The organism is Chloroflexus sp. MS-CIW-1 (assembly GCF_030444705.1).
In the GTDB taxonomy this organism is placed as follows: Bacteria; Chloroflexota; Chloroflexia; order Chloroflexales; family Chloroflexaceae; genus Chloroflexus.
On record NZ_JAUBWR010000001.1, the window covers coordinates 822,276 to 844,877 of the forward strand.

Sequence of the window (22,602 nt, forward strand, 5' to 3'; positions counted from 1 at the left end):
GCGCTATCCGTGGTATTTGCGGAAGGCAAGACAGACGTTATGCCCACCAAAACCAAATGAGTTACTCAGAGCCACTTCGATCTGGGCCGGACGGGGATGGTTCGGCACAAAATCGAGATCACATGCCGGATCGGGATGCTGGAGATTAATCGTCGCCGGTAACAGATTGTTTTGCATTGCCAACACGGTGACAACCGCTTCGATGGCCCCCGCTGCACCGAGAAGATGACCGAACTGCGACTTGCTGGCACTGACCGGCGGTGACTGTTCACGACCGCCGAAGACCTGCTTGATAGCTGCGGTTTCTACCGGATCACCGGACGGCGTCGAAGTAGCGTGGGCATTGATGTAATCGACATCGCCTGGCGTTAGACCACCTCGTTGCAACGCCAGCCGGATCGCTCGTGCCACCCCCTCACCATCTTCGGCCAGATTCGAGATATGATACGCATCAGACGTTGCCCCATAACCGACCACTTCAGCCAGAATACGGGCCCCACGAGCGAGAGCAAATTCGAGGTCTTCGAGGATAAGCACTGCTGCCCCCTCACCCATCACAAAACCGTCTCGCTCAGCATCAAACGGACGTGAGGCGTGGTCATAATCTTCATTACGGGTGGAAAGGGCACGCATCGCATTGAACCCAGCCACCCCAATCGGAGTAATACTGGCCTCACTCCCACCCACAATCATCGCCTTCGCCCAGCCACGTCGAATGGTCTCTGCGGCCTCACCAATTGCATGCGCTGAACTGGCACAGGCCGATGTCACACAGTAGCTTGGCCCACGGGCGCCAGTGACAATCGAAACCTGACCGGCAGCCAGGTTCGTAATCATCGCTGGAATCAAGAAGGGGCTTATCCGTCCTGGCCCACGACTGCGTAGCACCTCTAGCTGCTCAGAGAGTGTTGCAATCCCACCAATTCCACTGGCAATAAAGACCCCAATCTCATCACGATTGGCCGGTGTAATCTCTAGTTCGGCATCACGCAACGCCTCTTTCGTTGCTGCAATTGCAAACTGGACAAAGCGGTCGGTGCGTCGCGCCTCTTTGCGATCCATATAGTTTATCGGATCGAAACCTTTCACCTCGGCGGCAAAGCGGGTATCAAAACCCGTCGGATCGAACAATGTGATCGGACCGACGCCGCTCCGCGCTGCGACGATCCCCTGCCAGAGTTCGGCTACGCTGAGGCCAAGTGGGCTAATTGCCCCCATTCCGGTCACTACCACCCGTCGATCCATGATCACTCCTTAGTGTTGCAAGCAACGAATAACATCGGCGCGCATTATATCATGTTGTACCAGGAACTATGGCAAATGGCTCCCAGTACAACAACGACAGCACCCGGCACAACTACTCGACGGTATTCCGTAATACTCCAATGCCATCAATCTCAGCTTCCATGACGTCACCGGCTTTCAACCAACGCTGTGGCGTCATCCCCATTCCAACCCCAGCTGGCGTACCGGTCGCAATAATATCACCAGGCTCAAGCGTAATGCCGCGGCTGAACGTAGCAATACAGGTCGGAATATCAAAGATCATGTCGCGAGTGGTCGAATTCTGAACTAATTCACCGTTCAGCCGCAATCGAATACCAAGCGCGTGGGGATCGGGAATTTCGTCGGCAGTGACAATCCACGGCCCTAGCGGCGCGCTGCCATCGAGACTCTTGCTGTAGAAGAATTGCTGGTGGCGCGTCTGCAAATCACGGGCACTCACATCATTCATGATGGTATAGCCAAAGACGTAATCGAGCGCAGCACTCGCCGGAATATCCCTTCCGCGTCGTCCAATAATGACAGCTAATTCCACCTCCCAGTCACGCTGGGCCGATACATCGGGCATGAGCGGAACCGGTGCGTTCGGGTGATTTACCGCTGTCGGCATCTTACTAAAGAAGACCGGATATTCCGGCAGTTTTTCCGGCAAACCTTTCGCCCGCAGCGACTCAATCGCGTGCGCGGCATAATTCATGCCTAGGCAGATGATGTTTTTACGCGGACGTGGAATCGGTGCCCGCAGTTCAATCTCAGCCAACGCCAGCCCCCCTTCTGCTGCTGCCACCAGTTTCCGCGCTTCAGCCAGCAGATCAGGCCCGCCATCGATCAGTTCCAACATCGACGCCGCCAACGGCGACAGATCGATGACCTCATCGCCGCGTAGAGCACCAACACGCTCAGCCCCATCATACCGATACGTCAAGAACTTCATACGTCCTCCATATATCCCTTCACGGCGTATTCACCGTAATCGGAATCGGTGTAAAAACCAGGATAAACGTTAAGATACCGATGTATGCCAGCCACCGCCACGGGCCCTCGAGCGGAGAAATCTCGTTCCGCAATGGACTACGCTGCTGACCGATCAAAGCAATCATCACTGCCCAGATGAACCAGCCCGACCAGAAAAATCCCAGGCCGAGGAGTGCCACTGCAACAATCGCACTCATCAGGCGGGCCGCACGCGGGCCAAACAGGGCAAAGAAAATGTGCCCACCGTCAAGCTGACCGGCCGGCAGTAGATTAAGACCGGTCACCAGCAGACCTGCCCAACCGGCAAGTGCCATCGGGTGCAGATAAACATCTTCACCGCCGCTCGGCAGAAAGCGCCCGAAAATCAATATCTTCATTGCCGCGTAGAGCAACGAATTGCCTTCGGTAAAGCTGCCTGGCAACGGTACGACCTGTTTTACTTCCGAAATGCTCAATCCGATGGTCAGTACCGGTATGGCGACGAACAGACCGGCCAATGGCCCGGCAATCCCGATTGCCAGCAGCGCCCGCCGGTTTGGCACCAGGTCTTTTATCGCAATAAATGCCCCCATTGTCCCCGGCAAAAAGAATGGCATTGGAATGAAAAAAGGGTAGCTAACCGCCACGCGCTCACGACGAGCCACAATAAAATGACCTAATTCATGGGCGAGAAGTATCGCCAGCAGTGAACCGCTGAAACTCAGGGCATAACCCCAGTTGAACACAACTTGACCGGTACTTTCGATATACTCTTGCCCGCCAACCAGCATCGTTGAGGCAACAGTAAGCAAAAAGAGCAACACTGCCAGCCACAAACGTGAAGGCTGGGCTTTAGGCGGTGTAGGAATAAACAGAATTGCCGCACCGGCTGGATCATGCTGAAAAAGCGGTGTGTAACCCAATCGCTCTGCTCGACCCACAATTGCATCATGCGCAGCCTGTGCCTCTAAGAGCAACTGTCCTCGACAGCGGACAGCCCGCTGATCACCATTGGTCAGTTCTTCCGTGGCGCTAACCAGCATCACCTCAGCGGCCAATATGCGGAGTGTAGAAATCGTGTCAATCTCGAACATCATGGTGTTTCCTTTGCTGGAACAGTGTCATTGTTCATCTTACCACAGGCCTGAACAGACCATGCGACCGTTTGTAGATTTCCAGATATTTTCGGAGTTCTCAGCTTTGGGTTCCATTCAATAATAGAACGGTTTACCAATGGCTCGGACCCGGCGAATATCAGGCAACCACTACCGGCAATCGCCAATCCGTGCAATCTCCCTGGGATCGCAGGCCTCTGGCCCGCATTGTGTAGTGCGCAACGAGACCCCCGTCGAGTCGCAGCACGAGCCAGCACAGGAACACCGCTATGTACATCGGTGCGCGAAGATAAGCGTGGTTCCGCCTCATGCTGTGCAAATAGACAGCCGATATCTCGTATAATGAGATAGATTTCAAGAGCGGCACTGTATTCTGTCCTGGATTTTGACCACTAACCAGTGGCCGAATATGAGTATCTATCAACGCCGGGAACAACTATGGCAAACCCCAATGTTATCCTGCGTCGCGATCCCAATACCGGCGCTGCCAATTTGTTGGCCTTCGCCGAATGGCTCTCCCAACCAACGCTACCCTGCCATCTGATCGATGTGCAACTACCACCTGCCCTGCCGCCAACCACCCTCCGCTGGCTCGCACTTTTATTGCGCGAAGAACTTGCAGGAACACTCTACCAGCCAGGAAACACTCAATTTGTGATTGTTGCTCCTGTCAGTAACCACACTGCGCAAACGATGCAGATCGAGCGTCTGCGAGCATTGTTCCAGCGACAAATGCAACGACTCGATCTCAACACCATACCTGTTATTCGGTACCATTCGATTCCTATCAACAGCGATCCGGCAACAATTCTGCAATACCTCACTCCCGACAACGCCGACCCTGGTGCACTCCTCAACCGTTTGATCACGCAACTGGCAGCGTTAGGCACAACCATTAATAACCAACGGCAGTTTGAGGTTGATCCAGTCTCTGGCTTACCCAACAGCCTTATCGCCCGCAGACGTCTCGACGATCTGATACGAATTGCGCTTGAACAAAATCAGCCGTGTAGCATATTGTTGATCAACGGTGACCATCTGCGTCGTTACAATGAACTAAGTTACGCCGCTGGCGATCAACTAATCCGTGATCTGGCAGCAACATTGCGTGAACAATTGCGGCCAAGTGATATTCTCGCCCGTTGGGAGACAGGCGATCAGTTCCTGGCGATACTGCCTCAAACCGGCGTCAGTGGTGCGTCTGCACTGGCTGAACGATTACGCCAACGAATTATCGAGCGTTCACAGCTCTGGCCTTTTCCGGTCACTATCTCGATAGGAATTGCATCCATTCCCCAACATACTCGCGACGCTGATACTATCCTGCGCATCGCAACCGAAGCTGTACTGCGAGCAAAAGCTGCTGGTAAAAACCGCGTCGTGGTCGGCCACTCAGTATGATAAGCAAGGAGCTTGGCAAAACCACCGGCGTGGTGTTGAAAAGCTCTGTATCACTCGTGACACCCAAGCATCAGGCAGTGCGACGTGGTACAATAAAGAGAAATCTGAATCAGGTTACACGCACTGGCAGGTGCCTATGGCAATGATCTTTTATCGAGATATGGAGTTAATCTGCCGCAGTTGCGGAGCAACCTTCATCTTTACTGCTGGCGAGCAAGAGTTCTACGCCGATAAGGGCTTTCTCAATGAACCGACTCGTTGCCCAAAGTGTCGTAACCGTCGCGAGACTCAGCGTCGCCGCACTGAGCCGCGTGCAGAACTAGCAGAGCTAGATGAAGAGTGATTGACCTCCGTTGGCGTCAGCGCATCATCTGGGCAGCTTACACCCTGCTTACAGTCGTTGCACTATCACTTGCCCTCCGTCCTGACCCTTACGATACATTACGTCAGGCCGACACCCTCTTTGTTGCCGGTCATTACCGTGCAGCGCTCGTTACCTACGCTTCGCTAACAAACCTCCTGAGCGATGCCTCCCTACGGCTTGGCATCGTCCTGACGGTGCGCAATGAAACCGATCTGGCGCGACGAGCCTTCGCCTCTGCCATTCAAGCTGGTTTGCGGCCACGTGAATATCAGCTCGCTGTACTCTATTTAGGTAATCTGGCGATGCGCGAGGGAGACACGGCAGCAGCATACCGCACCTGGCAGACATTGACCGACTGTACGCCCTTACTCTGTACAGTGCGCGATCTTTTGTTGGCCGATGTCGATCTGAAGGAAGGTAGACTGGATCAAGCCTTCCATATCTACCGGTCAGTCGCTATCGAGCAACTACCCTCTGATTGGGCCAAACTCACCGTTGAACGCCAGACACTATTTGCGACCTTATTCAATCCAACGAACGTATCAATCACTCCAATTCCACAATCAGCAACCTTCGCAGACCCCTTTCTCCAACCCCTGTTACCGCCAATGATCGGTTCAGATATGCTCAACCACGTCCTTACCCTCGATTCAGCGACCCGGCAACAACTCTTTGGCCAGTTGGCACTCGATATGGGTTACGAGCGTTTAGCGCTGGCTTTCTTCGATCAGGCTGAACCAACTGGCGAACATGGGCTAGCAGCAGCGATCTACCGTGCCTATACCCATCTGCGCCTCGGTAACCGACAAGAGGGTATTGAACAGCTTAAACAACTGGCTGACGCTCATCCCGACGATGTCCGCATCTGGTCATTACTAACCGCAGCGTATATCTACACTGGGGATCTGAACGCAGCGGTCAATTCCTTACAGCGCATACAGGCGAGTGGTCGCTCTGATCCGGCCATTGCCTTGATTCAAGCCAAACTGGCCTTCGCACAACGCGATTTTGTCGCTGCTGCCGATGCTTACGAGCAGGCCGTCATTCTTGCACCAACCAACGAGCGGTCTTACTACCTGACATTAGCCGCTCGTTTCCACCTCGATAGTGGCTTCGAGCGCTGTACCAGTGGTTTGCAGGCAGCACAGGCGGCTGTGAATATCAGCCCAAACGACCCCGATGCCCTCACCATCTTGGCCGGAACACGGTACTACTGTGGTGATCTGCCGGGAGCTCTGCAAGCTGCCGATGCCGCGCTCGAAGCCGGTGCCGGTAGCGAAGCCCGTTTTTACTACGGCCTAACCCTCAGTGCGCAAGGTGATTTAGATCAAGGTCGCGCTCATCTTGAAGCCGTCGCCGATCAGGCCCCGGCCAGCGTGTGGCGACAACGAGCCGAAACAGTCCTGGAATTGACAGGAGTGAAGTTACCACTGTTTCGTAATCCATGACGTAACAGCATGCTCTGGAGTATCGGTAGCGGCAGGTGCTGAGGTATTAGCGAGGAGCAGCTTCCCAAATCATCTACAGAGCGCAAGGATACACTCAGCTTATCAGATGTACGGGCGCAGCGGCGCTGCGCCCCAACCGATCTTCTTCTGCGACAGGGTATTCCGGATAAGCTCTACCTCACCTTCCCCCAACACAGTACTCGCCCACCAGAAGAGAGCACAGGGAGGCTAGCAGGAGGTTCCGCTCACCCCCTTGCCTCTCCCGTCGCTTCTCTCGCTTGGCACCGGCGTGCCTGCTGCGCACGGCATCCTCGACAAACCACCCGCGTCCACACCACTTGACAAACCGCGCAAGTTCCGGTATACTTCCCCACGTTGCTAGTGCAACGGTCTCACCTCGCCGGTAGACCTGACAACCCATCGGGCGCGTCATCGCCAACTAGTGTCACAGCCGTGACCTAGTTTTTTGTTCCCCCGATGGTGCCTGCACCTGAACAACCAAGCGTGATCACTCACGCCCTCGTCCAAGTATGTAGAGTTTGATCCTGGCTCAGGACGAACGCTGGCGGCGTGCCTAATGCATGCAAGTCGAACGCAGCAGCTTCGGCTGGCTGCGTGGCGAACGGCTGAGGAACACGTGGGTAACCTACCCCAGAGTGGGGGATACCCCGTCGAAAGACGGGATAATCCCGCATACGCTCTACGGAGGAAAGCCCCTACGGGCGCTCTGGGAGGGGCCTGCGGCCCATCAGGTTGTTGGTGTGGTAACGGCGCACCAAGCCACTGACGGGTACCCGGTCTGAGAGGACGGCCGGGCAGACTGGGACTGCGACACGGCCCAGACTCCTACGGGAGGCAGCAGCAAGGAATTTTCCCCAATGGGCGGAAGCCTGAGGGAGCAACGCCGCGTGGAGGACGACGGCCTTCGGGTTGTAAACTCCTTTCGGGTGGGACGACCACGACGGTACCACCAGAAGCAGCCCCGGCTAACTCTGTGCCAGCAGCCGCGGTAAGACAGAGGGGGCAAGCGTTGTCCGGAGTTACTGGGCGTAAAGGGCGCGGAGGCGGTCTGCGGCGTCGGCGCTGAAAGCGCCCCGCTTAACGGGGCGAGGCGTGCCGATACGCGCAGACTTGAGGCGAGCAGAGGGTGGTGGAATTCCGGGTGGAGCGGTGAAATGCGTAGAGATCCGGAGGAACGCCAGTGGGGAAGCCGGCCACCTGGGCTCGTCCTGACGCTGCGGCGCGACAGCGTGGGGAGCAAACCGGATTAGATACCCGGGTAGTCCACGCCGTAAACGATGCCAGCTCGGCGTGTGGCGCACGGTTGTGCGCTGCGTGCCTTAGCTCACGCGATAAGCTGGCCGCCTGGGGACTACGAGCGCAAGCTTAAAACTCAAAGGAATTGACGGGGGCCCGCACAAGCAGCGGAGCGTGTGGTTTAATTCGACGCAACACGAAGAACCTTACCTGGGCTTGACATGACGCTGCACGCCGTCGAAAGACGGCCGCCTGCGAGGGTGCGTCACAGGTGCTGCATGGCTGTCGTCAGCTCGTGTCGTGAGATGTTGGGTTCAGTCCCGCAACGAGCGCAACCCGCGTCGGTAGTTACCCGTGTCTACCGAGACTGCCGCCGTGACCGGCGGAGGAAGGCGCGGATGACGTCAAGTCAGCATGGCCCTTACGTCCAGGGCGACACACACGCTACAATGGCCACGACAATGCGTTGCCAAGCCGCAAGGCGGAGCTAATCGCTTAAACGTGGTCTCAGTGCAGATCGGGGGCTGCAACTCGCCCCCGTGAAGGCGGAGTTGCTAGTAACCGCGTATCAGCCATGGCGCGGTGAATACGTTCCCGGGCCTTGTACACACCGCCCGTCACGTCATGGGAGTGGCCAATGCTTGAAGTCCGTGTGCTAACCCCCCAACGGGGAGGCAGCGGCCGAGGGCAGGGGCCGCGACTGGGACGAAGTCGTAACAAGGTAGCCGTACCGGAAGGTGCGGCTGGATCACCTCCTTTCTAGGGAGTCACTCCCATCATTCCTTCTTCTACGAGGCGTGATGTGATCACGCTTGCCTGTTCAGGTGCCCACCCCCAACCTCACGGTTGGGGGTGGTTACGTTACGGGGGATATTTTTAATAGTTTACTCACCCCAGGCACGAGCCTGTAACGCCCAGTAGCGTCGCCCCAGGTACGCCCGTGCCAGCCGGGCTGCATGGGCAACTGCTCGTTCGGTAGCCGGGCTGAGCGCCAGATTGAGCGTCGTGTCATAGGCCGGAATGGTTATTAGAACAGCACGAGGAACACGACCATAAAGGAGACGTGCCAGAGCTAATAACCCTGCCGGCTCACTCTGATGGCTGACATTCCGTAACGGCGCGGGTTCTACCACACGCACGTCAACATCGGTTCGATCTACCACTGCATCAAGAAAGATAACGCGACGAGCCTGCGCAATCACGGACGCTAACTCAGGCGAGAGTTGAGCCTTTGTGATCACATGTGCCCCGACGATGCGCCATTGTCGTAATCGCTCGGCCGCAGCCTGTCCCGCATAATCATCCCCACGCAGTGGGCTGCCGTAGCCGATGACAACTCCTCGTGGCGCTACTGCCGGACATCGACGCTGGCAAATGCTTCCCATAGCCAACTCTTTCTACGATGTTCCCTGATACCGGTAAGACAATTATACCGCAAAAAGATACAACAGATGAACCCAGGTGATGTTCAGAACACGACGCGCAATCATCCTGATGCCGATTAGTGGCGCACGGTGGGGTAGTCTGACGGACGAAGGCGGAGACGGACGGACGCAGTAATTCTACCTCCCGACAGATGCACGCTGACGGGAAGAGACGGTACGCCGTGCGCTGATAATCACCACCCCGCAGTATTGGAGGTGCGGTTTGCGAACCGCACCTCCTCCGACACCAGGCCGAATGTTCGGATTAGCTCTCTGCACGATGGGCAACTTGATTCAGGCATAGACATTCAAATATTCGCTCGCCTGACCGTTTGCCAGGCACGGTATGCTTCGCCGTCTAACGACAAAGTCGACCTACCAGCTCACCACGAGCATCGTACAACTCCACCTCCATTGCCATTTGACCAACGGCATGGGTTGAGCAACTGAGACATGGATCATAAGCACGCACACCGGCTTCAATCCGGTTGAGAATTCCTTCATCAAACCGACCGTTCTGAATATAGCTCTGCGCAATCTGAGCAACAGTACGGTTTATAGCGAGATTGTTTTGACCAGTAGCGATGATTAGATTGACGTGCGTAATCAACCCCTTTTCATCGACTCGATAATGATGGAAGAGGGTGCCCCGTGGCGCTTCACTTACCCCTACCGCCTCGTGACGATTGACACCAGCGTCAGCACGTAAATCTGACGAGAGTAAGTCGTCATCTTCAAGCAAAACTTCCATCCGCTCGAGTGCAGCAATAATCTCGATGAGGCGTGCGTGGTGGTAGTAGAAACTCCCTTCAATGACCGGCCCAACTGCCTGACGTAGCTCCTGTAATTCGGCGTCGGCTCGCGGCGCACCCATTGTTGTACAGATGTTGATCCGCGCCAGCGGCCCGACCCGGTACATCCCTTGCGGATAGCCTAAAGCCCGAATGTACGGGAATTTCAGATAACTCCACGGTTCAGCCGCCTCACCAATAACATCACAATAGTCGATGGGATCGAGTTCATCAACGAGAATGTTGCCACGGTGATCGATCACACGGAGCTTCCCGCCATAGTGCATCCATCGTCCACCAGGGCCAACCATACCTAGGTAGAGACTGGGGAAGACACCGAATGTTTCAATTTCACGTTGATACGTTTCACCGAGCTGCTTAAGTCTACCAAGGGCCTGACAGGCAATGGTCAGCATGTCTGGTAGTTTTGCCCGGATGTGATCGCGACTCCGCTCGCTAAGGCCACTGCGCACACCGCCTGGCACAGCCCAGGCCGGATGAATCTTGCGTCCGCCTAGCAGTTCAATCACCTCTTGTCCAAACTGACGGAGCCGAATGCCATTGCGTGCCAGCTCTGGATCGGCTGCAATCAGACCAAAGATGTTGCGCTGAGCCGGATCACTATCAAAACCAAGCATCAGATCAGGGCCACTCAGGTGAAAGAAACTCAGCGCGTGAGATTGAATGATCTGCCCCAGATTCATCAATCGACGCAATTTCTCGGCAGCAGGAGGAATTATCACAGCGAGAATGCCGTCACCGGCACGTGCCGAAGCAAGCAAGTGGCTTACCGGACAGATACCGCAGATGCGTGCCGTAATACCAGGCATCTCCCAAAAGGGTCTGCCAACACAAAAGCGCTCGAAGCCACGAAACTCGGTGACATGAAACCGTGTTTCCGCGACATTACCGGCCTCATCAAGATGAATACTGATCTTGGCATGACCCTCAATGCGCGTGACCGGATCAATGAGAATACGTTGGCCCATTGTTCACTCCCTCGCTCAACGTAGTTGTAGCACCAGCGCTTGCTTATCCGTAGCGAATATCGACCAGTGGTTCGCGCCCTTCCAGCAGCGCCTCTAGCAGTGCCCGGATGCGTGACGCCGAGGGCGGACAGCCCGACAAGTAATAATCTACGGGAATGACCTGGTGTACCGGCACGACTTTATCGAGCAGAAGCGGGATAATTCCCGGTTCGTGAGGAATAACCCCTCGTGGGTCACTGTGCTCGACATACACCTGCTGTAGCACATTCCTGGCCGGGCCAAGTGGGTTGCGCAGCGCTGTTACATTACCGGTTACCGCACAATCACCGAAGGAAACGATACATTTGCTCTGACGGCGTGCCGTCTTTGCCAGCTCACGATGTTCGTCGCTAGCAATCGCACCTTCGATGAGGGTCAGATCAACCTCTGCTGGAAAATGTTTCGCATCGGCAATAGGACTATAAACGAGATCGGCACGAGCGGCCAGCTCGATTAGCCACTCATCGAGATCGAGGAACGACATGTGGCATCCCGAACATCCACCCAGCCAGATCGTCGCAATACGCAAGCGGCTCATAAGTTGCTTCCTCTCACCTGTGGCTCACCATTGCGCCAGCACTATCTCACACGGCAATTATGTTCTGCTTACCAGCGTTGCTTCCGTGCCTCAATAATCAGCGCAATCCGCTCGCTGGCATGTGGCCGTTCACCTACCGTTACACCACGCGGGAAAATAGCCCCCGTCGGACAGGCCAGTTGACATTTGCCGCAACTGGTACACGTGGTTGATGTTCCCCACGGCTGGTTCATATCGGTAATCACCCGTGCCTGCACGCCACGACCGGCAACATCCCAGGTATGTACACCCTCAATTTCATCACAGGCACGAACACAACGGGTACAGAGGACGCAACGGTTGTGATCAATGCCAAACCGGGGATGCGAGATGTCAACCGAACAATCAGGTGAAAGATAGTCGTAGCGCACGTGATCCATACCTACCATTGCGGCCAGCCGTTGCAATTCACAGTTGCCACTGGCAACACAGACGGCACATACATGGTTGCGCTCAGCAAAAAGCAATTCAACAATTTGACGTCGATAGGCTTGTAACCTTGGTGTAGAGGTGCGCACAACCATCCCTTCACTCACCATAGTCATACAGGCCGGCTGTAACCGCCGTTGACCTTCGATCTCGACCAGACAGAGCCGACAGGCGCCTACATCCGATAGGCCGTCGAGATGGCAAAGAGTAGGAATAACAATCCCCGCTTCGCGAATAGCCTCTAGCAGCGTCTCGCCGGGTCGGGCTGAAACCAGGTGATCATCAATTGTGAGTGTTTTAGCTGCCATGATCAACCTCCACGCCAATCAGTTGCTCATACTCGTGCCGGAAGTATTGCAACGTACTCAGCACCGGATTTGGTGCTGATTGCCCTAACCCGCAAAGACTTGTTTCGCGCATTAACTCGCACAACTCTTCTATAGTATCGAGATCGCGTGGTTGTGCCTGCCCGTTCCGTAATTTGGTCAGCAGATTGAAGAGCTGTACTGTACCAACCCGACAGGGAATACATTTGCCGCAAGACTCGTCTTTACAGAACTCGATATAAAAGCGAGCAACATCAACCATGTTGGTGTGCTCGTCCATGACCACCATCCCACCGGAACCCATAATTGAACCGACGGCAGCCAGTGATTCGTAATCAACCGGCGTATCAAACAGCTCAGCCGGAATACACCCACCTGAAGGGCCACCTGTTTGAACGGCTTTTACCGGCGTGCCATCGGGTGTACCATCTCCAATCTCGTAGACAATCTCGCGTAGCGTGATCCCCATCGGCACTTCGATTAAACCGGTATTGCGAATCTTGCCGGTCAACGCAAAGACCTTTGTCCCTTTACTCTTCTCAGTTCCAATCTGACGGAACCACTCTGGGCCATGTTCAATAATGGCAGTAACGTTGGCAAAGGTCTCGACATTGTTGATCAGAGTGGGCATGCCCCAGAGACCCTTTTCTGCCGGATATGGCGGACGCGGACGTGGTTGACCGCGCCGTCCTTCAATTGACGCGATCAGAGCTGTCTCTTCACCACAGACAAAAGCGCCGGCGCCAACCCGAATATCAACCCGAAAGTTAAAACCGCTCTCAAAAATCTGGGCACCGAGCAAACCCAGCCGACGAGCCTGCACAATCGCTTTCTGTAACCGTTCAATTGCCAGCGGATATTCACCGCGCACGTAAATAAACCCTTGTTCGGCGCCCACTGCATACGCTGCAATCGCCATACCCTCGAGCACCAGGTGCGGATCGCTCTCGAGCACGCTGCGATCCATAAATGCCCCTGGATCACCCTCGTCGGCATTACAGATCACAAACTTCCGTTCACCGGGACTTTTGGCAACAGTAGCCCACTTTAATCCGGTCGGATACCCGGCACCGCCCCGTCCCCGCAGACCACTGCGCGCAATAATCTGGATGACCTCAGCCGGAGTCAGGTCGTGAATCACATGGTAGAGGGTGCGATAGCCACCGACTGCAATATAATCCTCAATTCGTTCAGGATTAATCCGACCGCAGTGCCGCAGTACAATCGGTTGCTGGCGGGTAAAGAAGGGATGGTTCAGGTCGCAGTGCAAGACATTACAAGGGCCTTGCTCAAGCGCACTTACAATCTCTTCGGCATCTGCCGGAGTCACCCGCTCGAACACTGTCCCCTCGGGTTCAATGCGCACCAGTGGCCCATGACCACACAGCCCCATGCACCCAACCGGCGTCACTTCGACCTCAGCCAGCTTACCGGCGGCGGAGAGGACTAACTCTAACCGACGCTTAATCTCTAATGCGCCTGAAGCCTGACAACCGGCCGCAGCACAGCAGAGGATACGTAAATGAGGACGTTGAGCCTGCTCGCGTTCAGCAATTGCCTCAAGTTCGTGGAGATCCATACGCTACTCCTCGCGGCCAAGCAGTTTCTGAATACGGGCTGTCAGATCAGAGCAATCGGCGTGACCAATGACCTCACCATCAAGCACGACTGCTGGCGCAATGCCGCAGGCACCTAGACAGCGCGCTGTGAGTAGGGAAAACCGTCCATCGCTGCTGGTGTGACCAGCCTTGACACCGCTAAGTGTTTCAAGATCGTGCAATAGGTGTGCTGCACCACGCACGTAGCAGGCCGTACCCAGACAGACCGTGCAACTATGTTCACCCTGCGGTACGAGAGAAAAGAAGTGGTAAAAGGTCGCCACACCGTAGACTCGGCTCGGCGGCAACCTGAGCCGCTGAGCTACTTCGCTCAACAACTCCGGTGACAGAAAGCCGTACAACTCTTGGGCTTTGTGGAGAACCTCGATCAGTGCATCGCCTTGATACTGGAAGCGTTTCATCGTCGCTTCGAGAATCTTACGGCGATTGTCACTAACAGGGCGAACATTGCGGTCGGTAGCAATATCGGTCGTGGGTGTCGTCATCACACTTCTCCCAGACTGATGAGCGAATGCTACTTTGATCCTATCCTGCTAGTAACAGTTTTTGTGGAAAAAATTCACTACCAACCGTTAACAGTCAGGATGGGTAAAGTTCTGATAACGAAAATGAGGTATGAGTGAGCTATTAATGATTTCAGCTTCGGGTTGCATGTGATCACCGAACTGCACAACCACGGAGCGACATTGACGAACATCGCATGCTTGCAGACAGTAATCCCCGCAACCGCTGTACGGACCCCGCCTGTGAGGAACCTAATGAGGATGATAGGGTGCTGATGTGCCAACTGATAGGTTCACCTGGAAGTTAGTGCACGTCATAGAAGCATAGCACTCCCGTTTACCTTTCCCATAACCCCTTTTCTCTCCCATAGCGGAAGAGGTATCGTCGAGAGGAAATAGCCAGAAACAAATTCAGGGGTAGGTTCATCACCCACCCCTACGTATCACCTTCAAGAAACATTTAATCAGCGGAAGCTGGCGCCTGAGCAATCTCCTTCAGCGCTTCACTCTCGCGCTTGCTCTGCCAGATCGCCCAAATCAACGCTGCAACACAGATGATCATGGCGATAATCACGCCGGGGCTACCTGGTTCAACCGTCACCACAATAGGCGCAATAATGAGCGCTACCAGGTTAATGACCTTGATCATTGGGTTCAACGCTGGCCCGGCTGTATCCTTCAACGGATCACCAACGGTATCGCCAACCACTGCCGCCTTATGCGGCTCGCTATGCTTACCGCCGAAGTTGCCTTCTTCGATATACTTCTTGGCGTTATCCCAGGCGCCACCGGCATTAGCCTGGAACACCGCCATCAATTGACCAGTAAGGATAATACCGGCAAGGAAACCACCCAGCGCTTCGACACCTAATGTAAAGCCAACAATAATCGGCACCATCACCGCGATCAAACCCAAACTGATCAGCTCTTTCTGAGCTGCCGTCGTCGAAATTTGAACCGCACGAGCGTAATCGGGCTGTACTTTACCTTCCATCAAGCCAGGGATACGGAACTGTCGCCGCACCTCATTGACGATCTGGGCAGCCGCCCGTGACACTGCACGAATAGTCAGGGCCGAGAAGAGGAACGGTACTGCACCGCCGATCAACAGACCGATAAATACCGGTGGAGCCGCCACGTTAATCGAAGCGAGTAGTTCAATACCTTCCTTACCCTCGTTGATCATCTGCAACAACACCTTATTCACATCCGTGAAATACGAACCATAGAGCGCTACTGCTGCAATGACCGCCGAACCGATCGCAATACCCTTGGTAACGGCCTTGGTTGTATTACCAACTGCATCAAGATCATCCATTACATTGCGGGCATTCTTATCGAGGCCGGCCATCTCACCAATACCATTGGCATTATCGGAGATCGGCCCGAAGCTATCCATCGAGATGGTGTTACCGGTGAGTAGTAACATCCCGATACCGGTCAATGACACACCGTACAGGATAGCGGTAAACTGAGTTGCTGCCGGTTCCCCTGAATAAATCAACACCGAGGTAAAGATCGAGGCAGAGATCACCAGAATCGCCCAGACACTACTCTCCATACCCAGTGCCAGGCCAGAGAGGATATTCGTCGCCGATCCGGTCTGCGAAGCCTTGGAGGTCTCTTTTACCGGGCTATAGTGGGTACTGGTAAAATACTCGGTCAGCTTATCGAGCACAATAGCCAGAACCACACCCGACAGCGTCGCAAAGAAAGGCCGCCAGTCCACTACGCCGGTGGCCTCACTCACCATAAAGACAGGTGTTGCCGCAGCGCTAGCGGCAATAGCCAGGCCAGCGGCAATGTAGAAGCCGCGGTTCATCGCCGCCATTGCGTTACGCTTGCGCTCATCGGTAGTTACAAACAGGTTCCCGATAACCGACGCTACAACCCCAATGGCCCGCAACACCAGGGGGAAGATGATAAAGCGCAGATCATAGTCACCATCGCCGATTGTACCGACGACCGCATCGCCCAACACCAGACCCAAAATCAACGCTGAAACGAGCGTGACTTCAAAGCTCTCAAACACGTCGGCAGCCATACCGGCACAGTCGCCAACATTATCACCAACCAGGTCGGCAATCACTGCCGCGTTGCGGGGATCGTCTTCAGGGATACCGGCTTCTACTTTCCCGACCAGATCGGCGCCTACGTCAGCCGCCTTGGTGTAGATACCACCGCCTACACGCATAAAGAGTGCGATCAGCGAGCCGCCAAAGCCAAAACCGAGCAAGGCATCAGGAGCAGCAATACCAAACACCATAAAGATCAAGGTTCCACCCAGCAACCCCAGGCCGACGGTCAGCATACCGGTTACCGAACCGGACTTATACGCCACCTGTAACGCCGGGTTATACCCTTTGCGTGCAGCCGCTGCCACGCGAACATTCCCCTCAACGGCCACATTCATGCCCACAAAACCAACGGCATAGCTGAAGAGTGACCCCATCAGGAAGGCAACGGCCCGCCCAATGGCGACCCAAAGCGTGGCCGCTTCTTTGCTGCCAAAGCGCTCAACCGCTTCGGTTGTTGGGGGAATGATAAACACACTTGCCGCTAGAACAAACGTTAAGATAACGATCAAGATAGAAATGGTGCGGAATTGCTGGCTTAGATATGCGTTCGCTCCGGTCTTGATGAAGCCCCAGACCTCACGCATTTTTGGGGTACCCGTATCCTGAGCAAGGATTTGACTGCGAATGAAGAAGGCGTAACCGATACCGAGCAGCGAGATAACGAGAACGACCCAGACTGCGAGACTTTGGACGGCATTCAGATCTTGCATGATCCCAACTCCTTCGTTGCACGAATGCACGAACCGATGAACTTGCCGGCGCGGCGTGCGACTCAAGGCTCGCGCGAAGCGCTGGTAACAGTGGAAAATCCCCCGCTTGTAGACGTGAATTATTCTAGCATAGTCGAGTTACGATTGCAACGGGCGGCACAAAGGGAGTGTTGGGCAGAAGTGGTGCGAAGATTGTGCATGCACAACATGGGCTGCAAGCCCGACATGGGTGACGGTGCTACTCATCTTCCCCGCTCCGCCAAAAACCGTTCCGCATTTCACCCGCAGTGCGCCGGAGATGAGTTTGGGCAGCAGTGCGGCAGACGTCGGCCAGTCAGGGATGGCGAATTTATGCAAATCGCACATGTTACCTGTGCTTAGAGCCTATCCGGAATACCCTGTCGCAAAACGAAGATCGGTTGGGGTGCAGCGACGCTGCGCCCGTACATCTATCAGGTTTCATCCGCTGTACGGTGAGACAATTATTCGGATAGGCTCTTAGTAACTGCGATTCTCCCGATCCATAGACCAACACGATGGATTTGGATTGGTGGCGATATACCGACGAATCCACACCAGCAACGCCACACCACGGATGATATGTTCATAATAATCGCTGCCAGACCACCGCGCCCGGCGTACCGCGTTGTTCGTTGATGCGTTTGGTGGACACCGTTCTAAATGCCCCCACCAGCCGCCCGACCGATTTGCGCCGGGTGAGGGCGGTTCGTGAACGCCCTTACCCTGATCGGCATCCCCACCGGGGTCGGTGATCACCATAATCCCGTGCAGGTGGTTGGGCATGACGACCCAGGCATCCAGCATCACGTAAGCGTACTGTGTGGCCAACCACTGTCACGCCTCGGCAACGATACGTCTTGTATCGTTCCGGCATATCGCGCCATCGACAACATCGCTGAATATACACACCCGCCCCTGCGCGACGAGAGTAATGAAATAGGCCCCCGGCTGGCTGTAATCGTATCCCTTCAGGCGGATACTGCGGCGATGGTGCTTTTCGGGATCGTACCCTCATCCCCCCGTTCCTCCCAAAACTGTTCCGCTACCCGCTACTCCAAACCCAAATATGCCTTCTGCACCATCGCATTGTTACGCAGATTGGTGGCAGTATCTTCCAGCACAATCTCACCACTCTGCAACACATACCCACGATGGGCAATTGAGAGAGCCTGCAAGGCGTTCTGCTCCACCAACAGAACGGTTGTACCTTGCTGATTAATCGTCTGAATAATCTCGAAAATCTGCTCGACTAATACTGGAGCTAGCCCCATCGATGGTTCATCGAGCAACAACACCTGGGGACGGGTCATCAATGCACGACCGATAGCGAGCATCTGCTGTTCACCACCCGACAGCGTCCCCCCTTTCTGGCTCACCCGTTCGCGCAGACGCGGGAAGAGGGTCAACACCCGATCAAGGTCGGCCTGATATTCAGGGCTGCGGGTATTGTAGAGGAAGGCACCCATTTCAAGATTTTCCAGCACGGTCAGGCGTGGAAAGATCCGTCGGCCTTCGGGCGCCTGAGCAATCCCTAGCTTCACAATCTCATGCGGTGGTAAGGTATCAATCCGCTGCCCCTTAAACAAAATCTGACCATGGCGAGGTTTCAACAACCCTGAAATAGTACGTAGCGTTGTGCTCTTACCAGCACCGTTCGAGCCGATCAGGGTCACGATCTCCCCGGCTTCAACCCGCATCGAGATACCTTTGAGGGCATGGATTTTTCCGTAGTAGGTATGTACATTCTGCAATTCCAGCAGCGCCATAATTTCCTCTGTCCTAAGCCATGGTCACCCAGAACCCGATTCGAGCCTATAAACGGCACAAGGGGGAGTCATTGGTGCGCGATCACATTTGTCTGTCCTGAGCGGAGAAAGGTTTCAACCATCTTCTCTAGCTTCTGAACGACTGATCTGGTTGCCATGGCTACACATTCACAATGAAAGATCAAGCAGCGTGACCAGCGGCGCCTCTACCGAGGTAGGCTTCAATCACCCGCGGATTGGTACGGATAGCCTGCACATCGCCTTCGGCAATCTTACTACCGTAATCAAGCACTGTAATGCGTTCAGAAATCGACATCACCAGCCGCATATCATGCTCGATCAAAATAACAGTGATCCCACGTTCATCGCGCAAACGACGAATCAACTGGGTAGCCTCTGTCGTCTCGTGCGGGTTCATACCGGCGGTTGGCTCATCAAGCAGAATGATCTTCGGATCGCCTGCCAGGGCACGAGCGATCTCAAGCCGACGCTGGTCGCCGTAAGGTAAATTCTTCGCCAACTCGTTGCGCTTGTCAGCAATACCGACGAAATCGAGCAATTCGATAGCCTTGTTGCGAGCTTTCGCCTCTTCCCGCACCATATTGCGCGCACGGAAGATCACGCTCCAGATCGAGGCTTTCAGATGCACGTGCATGCCGATCAGAACATTCTCTAGCACGGTCATGTTGCCAAATAGGCGGATATTCTGAAATGTGCGCCGCATTCCCAGCGCAGCAATCTGGTCGGGTCGCCAGCCGGTAATATCCTGACCGGCAAAGATCACCTGACCTTTATCAGGCTTATAGATGCCGGTCAAAACATTGAAAAACGTGGTCTTTCCGGCACCGTTCGGCCCGATCACGCTGACAATACTTCCCGGTTCAACGGTGAAGGTCACATCGTTGACTGCAACTAGACCACCGAAGATTTTCGTAATATGTGCAGCTTCTAAAAGCGCCATAGCTATCTCCCCGTATCGGCGCCGGTTGGGGCAACGGCCTTATCGGACGCTAACTCTTCTTCACCAATTTCTACCTCATGCTGCTCTTCACGACGTCGTTCGTCAGGCCAGAGTCCCTCGGGGCGGAAGATCATCATAACGACCAACAACAGCCCAAAAAAGAGCCGCTGATACTGGGTTGGATCGAACTGGCGAGGAATGGGTAAGCCAGCCGCTTGCGCTTCACGGATCACCGCTGCGATACGAGGTAGGATTTGCAAGTCAAGCATCGTGACAATGATAGCGCCAAGCATCGCGCCGGGGATCGAACCCATACCACCGAGAATCACCATGACCAGAATATTGATCGAGCGTAATAGATCAAACGTCGGCGGGTTGATGAAGAGCTGTTTCGAGGCAAACACCACGCCCATCACACCTGCAAAAGAGGCCCCAATCGCGAAGGCCAATAGCTTCATGCGCACACGCGGGATGCCCTGAGCAATCGCGGCCACCTCATCTTCGCGAATCGCTTCCCATGCCCGACCGATACGCGAATTCTTCAGCCGGGCCACAACAATCACGGTCAGGAGCAAAATGATTAGCACCAGGTAGTAAAAGAAGAGCTGGTAAAGCCGATTGTCATCAGCCTGCACACCCAGATTACGCACCAGATCGACCAATATCAATGGCGGGCGTTCAATATCCCGAATACCCTGAGAACCATTCGTAACGTTAATCGGACGATCAAGGTTATTGGCAACCACCCGGATCACTTCACCAAAGCCTAGCGTCACGATTGCCAGATAATCACCACGCAAGCGCAATACCGGCAAACCTAACAGCACACCAGTGATCAGGCCCAGGATCAGACCGATGACCAGAAATGGATAGAACATAATCGGGTCAACCGGACTCCAGGCCGGATTGATCTCAGTAATCTGTGGAGTGCTAAAGATTGCCCAGGCATACGCACCGACAGCAAAAAACGCCACATAGCCAAGGTCAAGCAGACCGGCAAACCCAACAACGACATTCAAACCGAGGGCTAATGCTGTGAAGATACCGGCCTGGGTCGCCACATCGATGTAGAAAGGATTAAGCGTCCCAAAGTAGGGTAAAACAATGCCCAGCGCAATCGCTCCGAGCGCAACCTTAAACCACGCTGACACCCGCGACCGATAAGCTACGAGCATCGACAACATAAAGAGCACAAACACTATATCGGTGCTCAGTTCGGTACGTGGGTTGGTCAAGAGAAGAACAGAACAAACCACCACATAGAACGTTAGAAACGCATACGCGGTAGGTCCACTACTGAGAGGCGCTGTTACACGTTGCCATAGACTCTGCGAAGAAGTGCCTGTGGTCATATCGCTCACACCTTCTGCGTTGTCGCCTCACCGAGCAGACCGGAAGGCCGGAAGATCAACAGCAAGATCAAGATACTAAACGCTGCAATATCGGCATAAGCTGCACCTGAGAAATTACCACCCGTGAAGATAGCCAGGTAAGCAGCGACAAAGGCTTCAAGAAAGCCCAGTACAATACCACCAACCATGGCACCGGTAATATTGCCGATACCACCTAACACAGCAGCAGTAAACGCTTTCAGGCCAGGGATCAGCCCCATGTATGGATTCACGGTACCAATGCGCAAGCCGAACAATGCACCAGCGGCGCCACCGAGTGCTCCACCGATCAAAAAGGTTAGCGCAATGATCCGATTTACATCAACACCCATTAAGCTCGCCGTCGGCATATCTTGTGCTGTCGCTCGAATCGCTTTACCGAGCTTTGTCACATTTACGATGTAATTCAGCACAATCAACATAATAGTTGCCGCGACGATAAAGATAAGATCACGCGGACTGAGAATGACCGGTACGCTACGTTCGCCAACCTGCATCTCAAATAAGCGAAGCGGTTGACCAAAATCAGGGGTCTGGTACCGTGCGTTGAATCCCAGCGGACTGTTGGTCATCACCAGGCGAGCCAAGTCTTGCAAGATCAGTGACATCCCAATTGCCGAGATAAGTGGTACCAGACGTGGGGCATTACGAAGCGGTCGATAAGCGATTCGCTCAACTGTGACAGCCAGCATCCCACAGAAGGCCATTGCAATCAACACAACCAACAGAACGAAGACCAGTGGCGGAATACTTGCCAGTGTGCCGGAGTTCACCAGCAGCAAACTCACCGTTGCCCCCACCACTCCGCCGATCATGAAAATCTCGCCGTGGGCAAAATTGATGAATTCAAGAACGCCATAAACCATCGTGTAACCGAGAGCGATGGTAGCGAAGAGAAACCCACGGACTAATCCGTCGATAATAACCTGGGGCAGAATAATCACTACCCGCTGCATAATATCGGGTTGGCCGGGTGAGAGTACGAGAGCAAGCACCACTACGATCAACGACAGACTAACCGCACTCCCAACGATGAATGCCAGAAGTTGACCGACCGGACCCAGAACAACCCCTACCACTTCTCCCAGCGACCGACGTGCAGTCGTGGATGCAACCGTTGCATCGACAGCCATGAATACTCCCGAACTAATCATT

General features: G+C 54.6%; 18 protein-coding genes and 1 rRNA gene. 4 read left to right on the forward strand and 15 right to left on the reverse strand.

Translation table 11 applies throughout. The annotated features are described in order from the left end of the window. Positions 1–3: 3 nt before the first annotated feature. The 3 genes from fabF to QTO31_RS03285 form a co-directional block, all read right to left on the reverse strand. Positions 4–1,245 (reverse strand): beta-ketoacyl-ACP synthase II, encoded by a 1,242-nt coding sequence (gene fabF / locus QTO31_RS03275; protein WP_031461218.1) that lies wholly within the window; start codon positions 1,243–1,245, stop codon positions 4–6. 112 nt (positions 1,246–1,357) lie between these two features. Continuing rightward, entirely contained in the window at positions 1,358–2,218 is an 861-nt protein-coding gene (locus QTO31_RS03280; RefSeq protein ID WP_031461217.1) for a fumarylacetoacetate hydrolase family protein, read from the reverse strand. Between the two features lie 19 nt (positions 2,219–2,237). Then, positions 2,238–3,335 carry a site-2 protease family protein gene (locus tag QTO31_RS03285; protein WP_301428086.1) on the reverse strand — a complete coding sequence of 366 codons (1,098 nt, stop codon included), beginning with the start codon at positions 3,333–3,335 and terminating at the stop codon, positions 2,238–2,240. Between the two features lie 456 nt (positions 3,336–3,791). On the opposite strand from QTO31_RS03285, the gene QTO31_RS03290 reads away from it, so the two are divergent. The 4 genes from QTO31_RS03290 (at position 3,792) to QTO31_RS03305 (ending at position 8,582) form a co-directional block, all read left to right on the forward strand. Then, a complete protein-coding gene (locus tag QTO31_RS03290; RefSeq protein ID WP_031461215.1) occupies positions 3,792–4,754 on the forward strand; it encodes a GGDEF domain-containing protein in 963 nt (320 codons plus the stop codon). Positions 4,755–4,890: 136 nt separating this feature from the next. Beyond that, positions 4,891–5,097, forward strand: a complete 207-nt coding sequence (locus tag QTO31_RS03295; RefSeq protein ID WP_031461214.1) for a zinc-ribbon domain-containing protein — start codon at positions 4,891–4,893, stop codon at positions 5,095–5,097. Beyond that, positions 5,094–6,566 (forward strand): tetratricopeptide repeat protein, encoded by a 1,473-nt coding sequence (locus QTO31_RS03300; protein ID WP_301428087.1) that lies wholly within the window; start codon positions 5,094–5,096, stop codon positions 6,564–6,566. Before QTO31_RS03295 ends, QTO31_RS03300 begins: the two co-directional genes overlap by 4 nt. A 527-nt stretch (positions 6,567–7,093) precedes the next feature. After that, positions 7,094–8,582 (forward strand): 16S ribosomal RNA (locus QTO31_RS03305). Between the two features lie 125 nt (positions 8,583–8,707). Here the strand turns inward: QTO31_RS03305 and QTO31_RS03310 are convergent. From QTO31_RS03310 to QTO31_RS03365, 12 genes are all read right to left on the reverse strand, one after another. Continuing rightward, positions 8,708–9,208, reverse strand: coding sequence for a hydrogenase maturation protease (locus QTO31_RS03310; RefSeq protein WP_301428088.1), 501 nt, complete (start codon positions 9,206–9,208; stop codon positions 8,708–8,710). A gap of 397 nt (positions 9,209–9,605) precedes the next feature. Next, a complete protein-coding gene (locus QTO31_RS03315; RefSeq protein ID WP_031460767.1) occupies positions 9,606–11,027 on the reverse strand; it encodes a Ni/Fe hydrogenase subunit alpha in 1,422 nt (473 codons plus the stop codon). Positions 11,028–11,070: 43 nt separating this feature from the next. Further along, a complete protein-coding gene (locus tag QTO31_RS03320) occupies positions 11,071–11,604 on the reverse strand; it encodes an oxidoreductase (protein WP_031460766.1) in 534 nt (177 codons plus the stop codon). A gap of 68 nt (positions 11,605–11,672) precedes the next feature. Further along, complete coding sequence (gene hoxU / locus QTO31_RS03325; protein ID WP_031460765.1) at positions 11,673–12,380, reverse strand: bidirectional hydrogenase complex protein HoxU; 708 nt, start codon at positions 12,378–12,380, stop codon at positions 11,673–11,675. Next, positions 12,370–13,977 (reverse strand): NuoF family protein, encoded by a 1,608-nt coding sequence (locus QTO31_RS03330; protein ID WP_301428089.1) that lies wholly within the window; start codon positions 13,975–13,977, stop codon positions 12,370–12,372. Before QTO31_RS03330 ends, hoxU begins: the two co-directional genes overlap by 11 nt. A 3-nt stretch (positions 13,978–13,980) precedes the next feature. Then, positions 13,981–14,502 (reverse strand): bidirectional hydrogenase complex protein HoxE, encoded by a 522-nt coding sequence (hoxE, locus tag QTO31_RS03335; protein WP_031460763.1) that lies wholly within the window; start codon positions 14,500–14,502, stop codon positions 13,981–13,983. A 478-nt stretch (positions 14,503–14,980) separates the two neighbouring features. Beyond that, on the reverse strand, positions 14,981–17,308 hold the full coding sequence (locus QTO31_RS03340; RefSeq protein WP_301428090.1) for a sodium-translocating pyrophosphatase: 2,328 nt from the start codon (positions 17,306–17,308) through the stop codon (positions 14,981–14,983). 498 nt (positions 17,309–17,806) lie between these two features. Further along, positions 17,807–18,157, reverse strand: a complete 351-nt coding sequence (locus QTO31_RS03345; protein WP_301428091.1) for a hypothetical protein — start codon at positions 18,155–18,157, stop codon at positions 17,807–17,809. 221 nt (positions 18,158–18,378) lie between these two features. Beyond that, positions 18,379–19,095, reverse strand: coding sequence for an ABC transporter ATP-binding protein (locus QTO31_RS03350; RefSeq protein WP_031460760.1), 717 nt, complete (start codon positions 19,093–19,095; stop codon positions 18,379–18,381). A 181-nt stretch (positions 19,096–19,276) separates the two neighbouring features. Then, positions 19,277–20,056 (reverse strand): ABC transporter ATP-binding protein, encoded by a 780-nt coding sequence (locus QTO31_RS03355; RefSeq protein ID WP_031460759.1) that lies wholly within the window; start codon positions 20,054–20,056, stop codon positions 19,277–19,279. 2 nt (positions 20,057–20,058) lie between these two features. Next, positions 20,059–21,408, reverse strand: coding sequence for a branched-chain amino acid ABC transporter permease (locus QTO31_RS03360; RefSeq protein WP_031460758.1), 1,350 nt, complete (start codon positions 21,406–21,408; stop codon positions 20,059–20,061). Positions 21,409–21,413: 5 nt separating this feature from the next. After that, positions 21,414–22,580, reverse strand: a complete 1,167-nt coding sequence (locus QTO31_RS03365; RefSeq protein ID WP_031460757.1) for a branched-chain amino acid ABC transporter permease — start codon at positions 22,578–22,580, stop codon at positions 21,414–21,416. Positions 22,581–22,602: the final 22 nt, after the last annotated feature.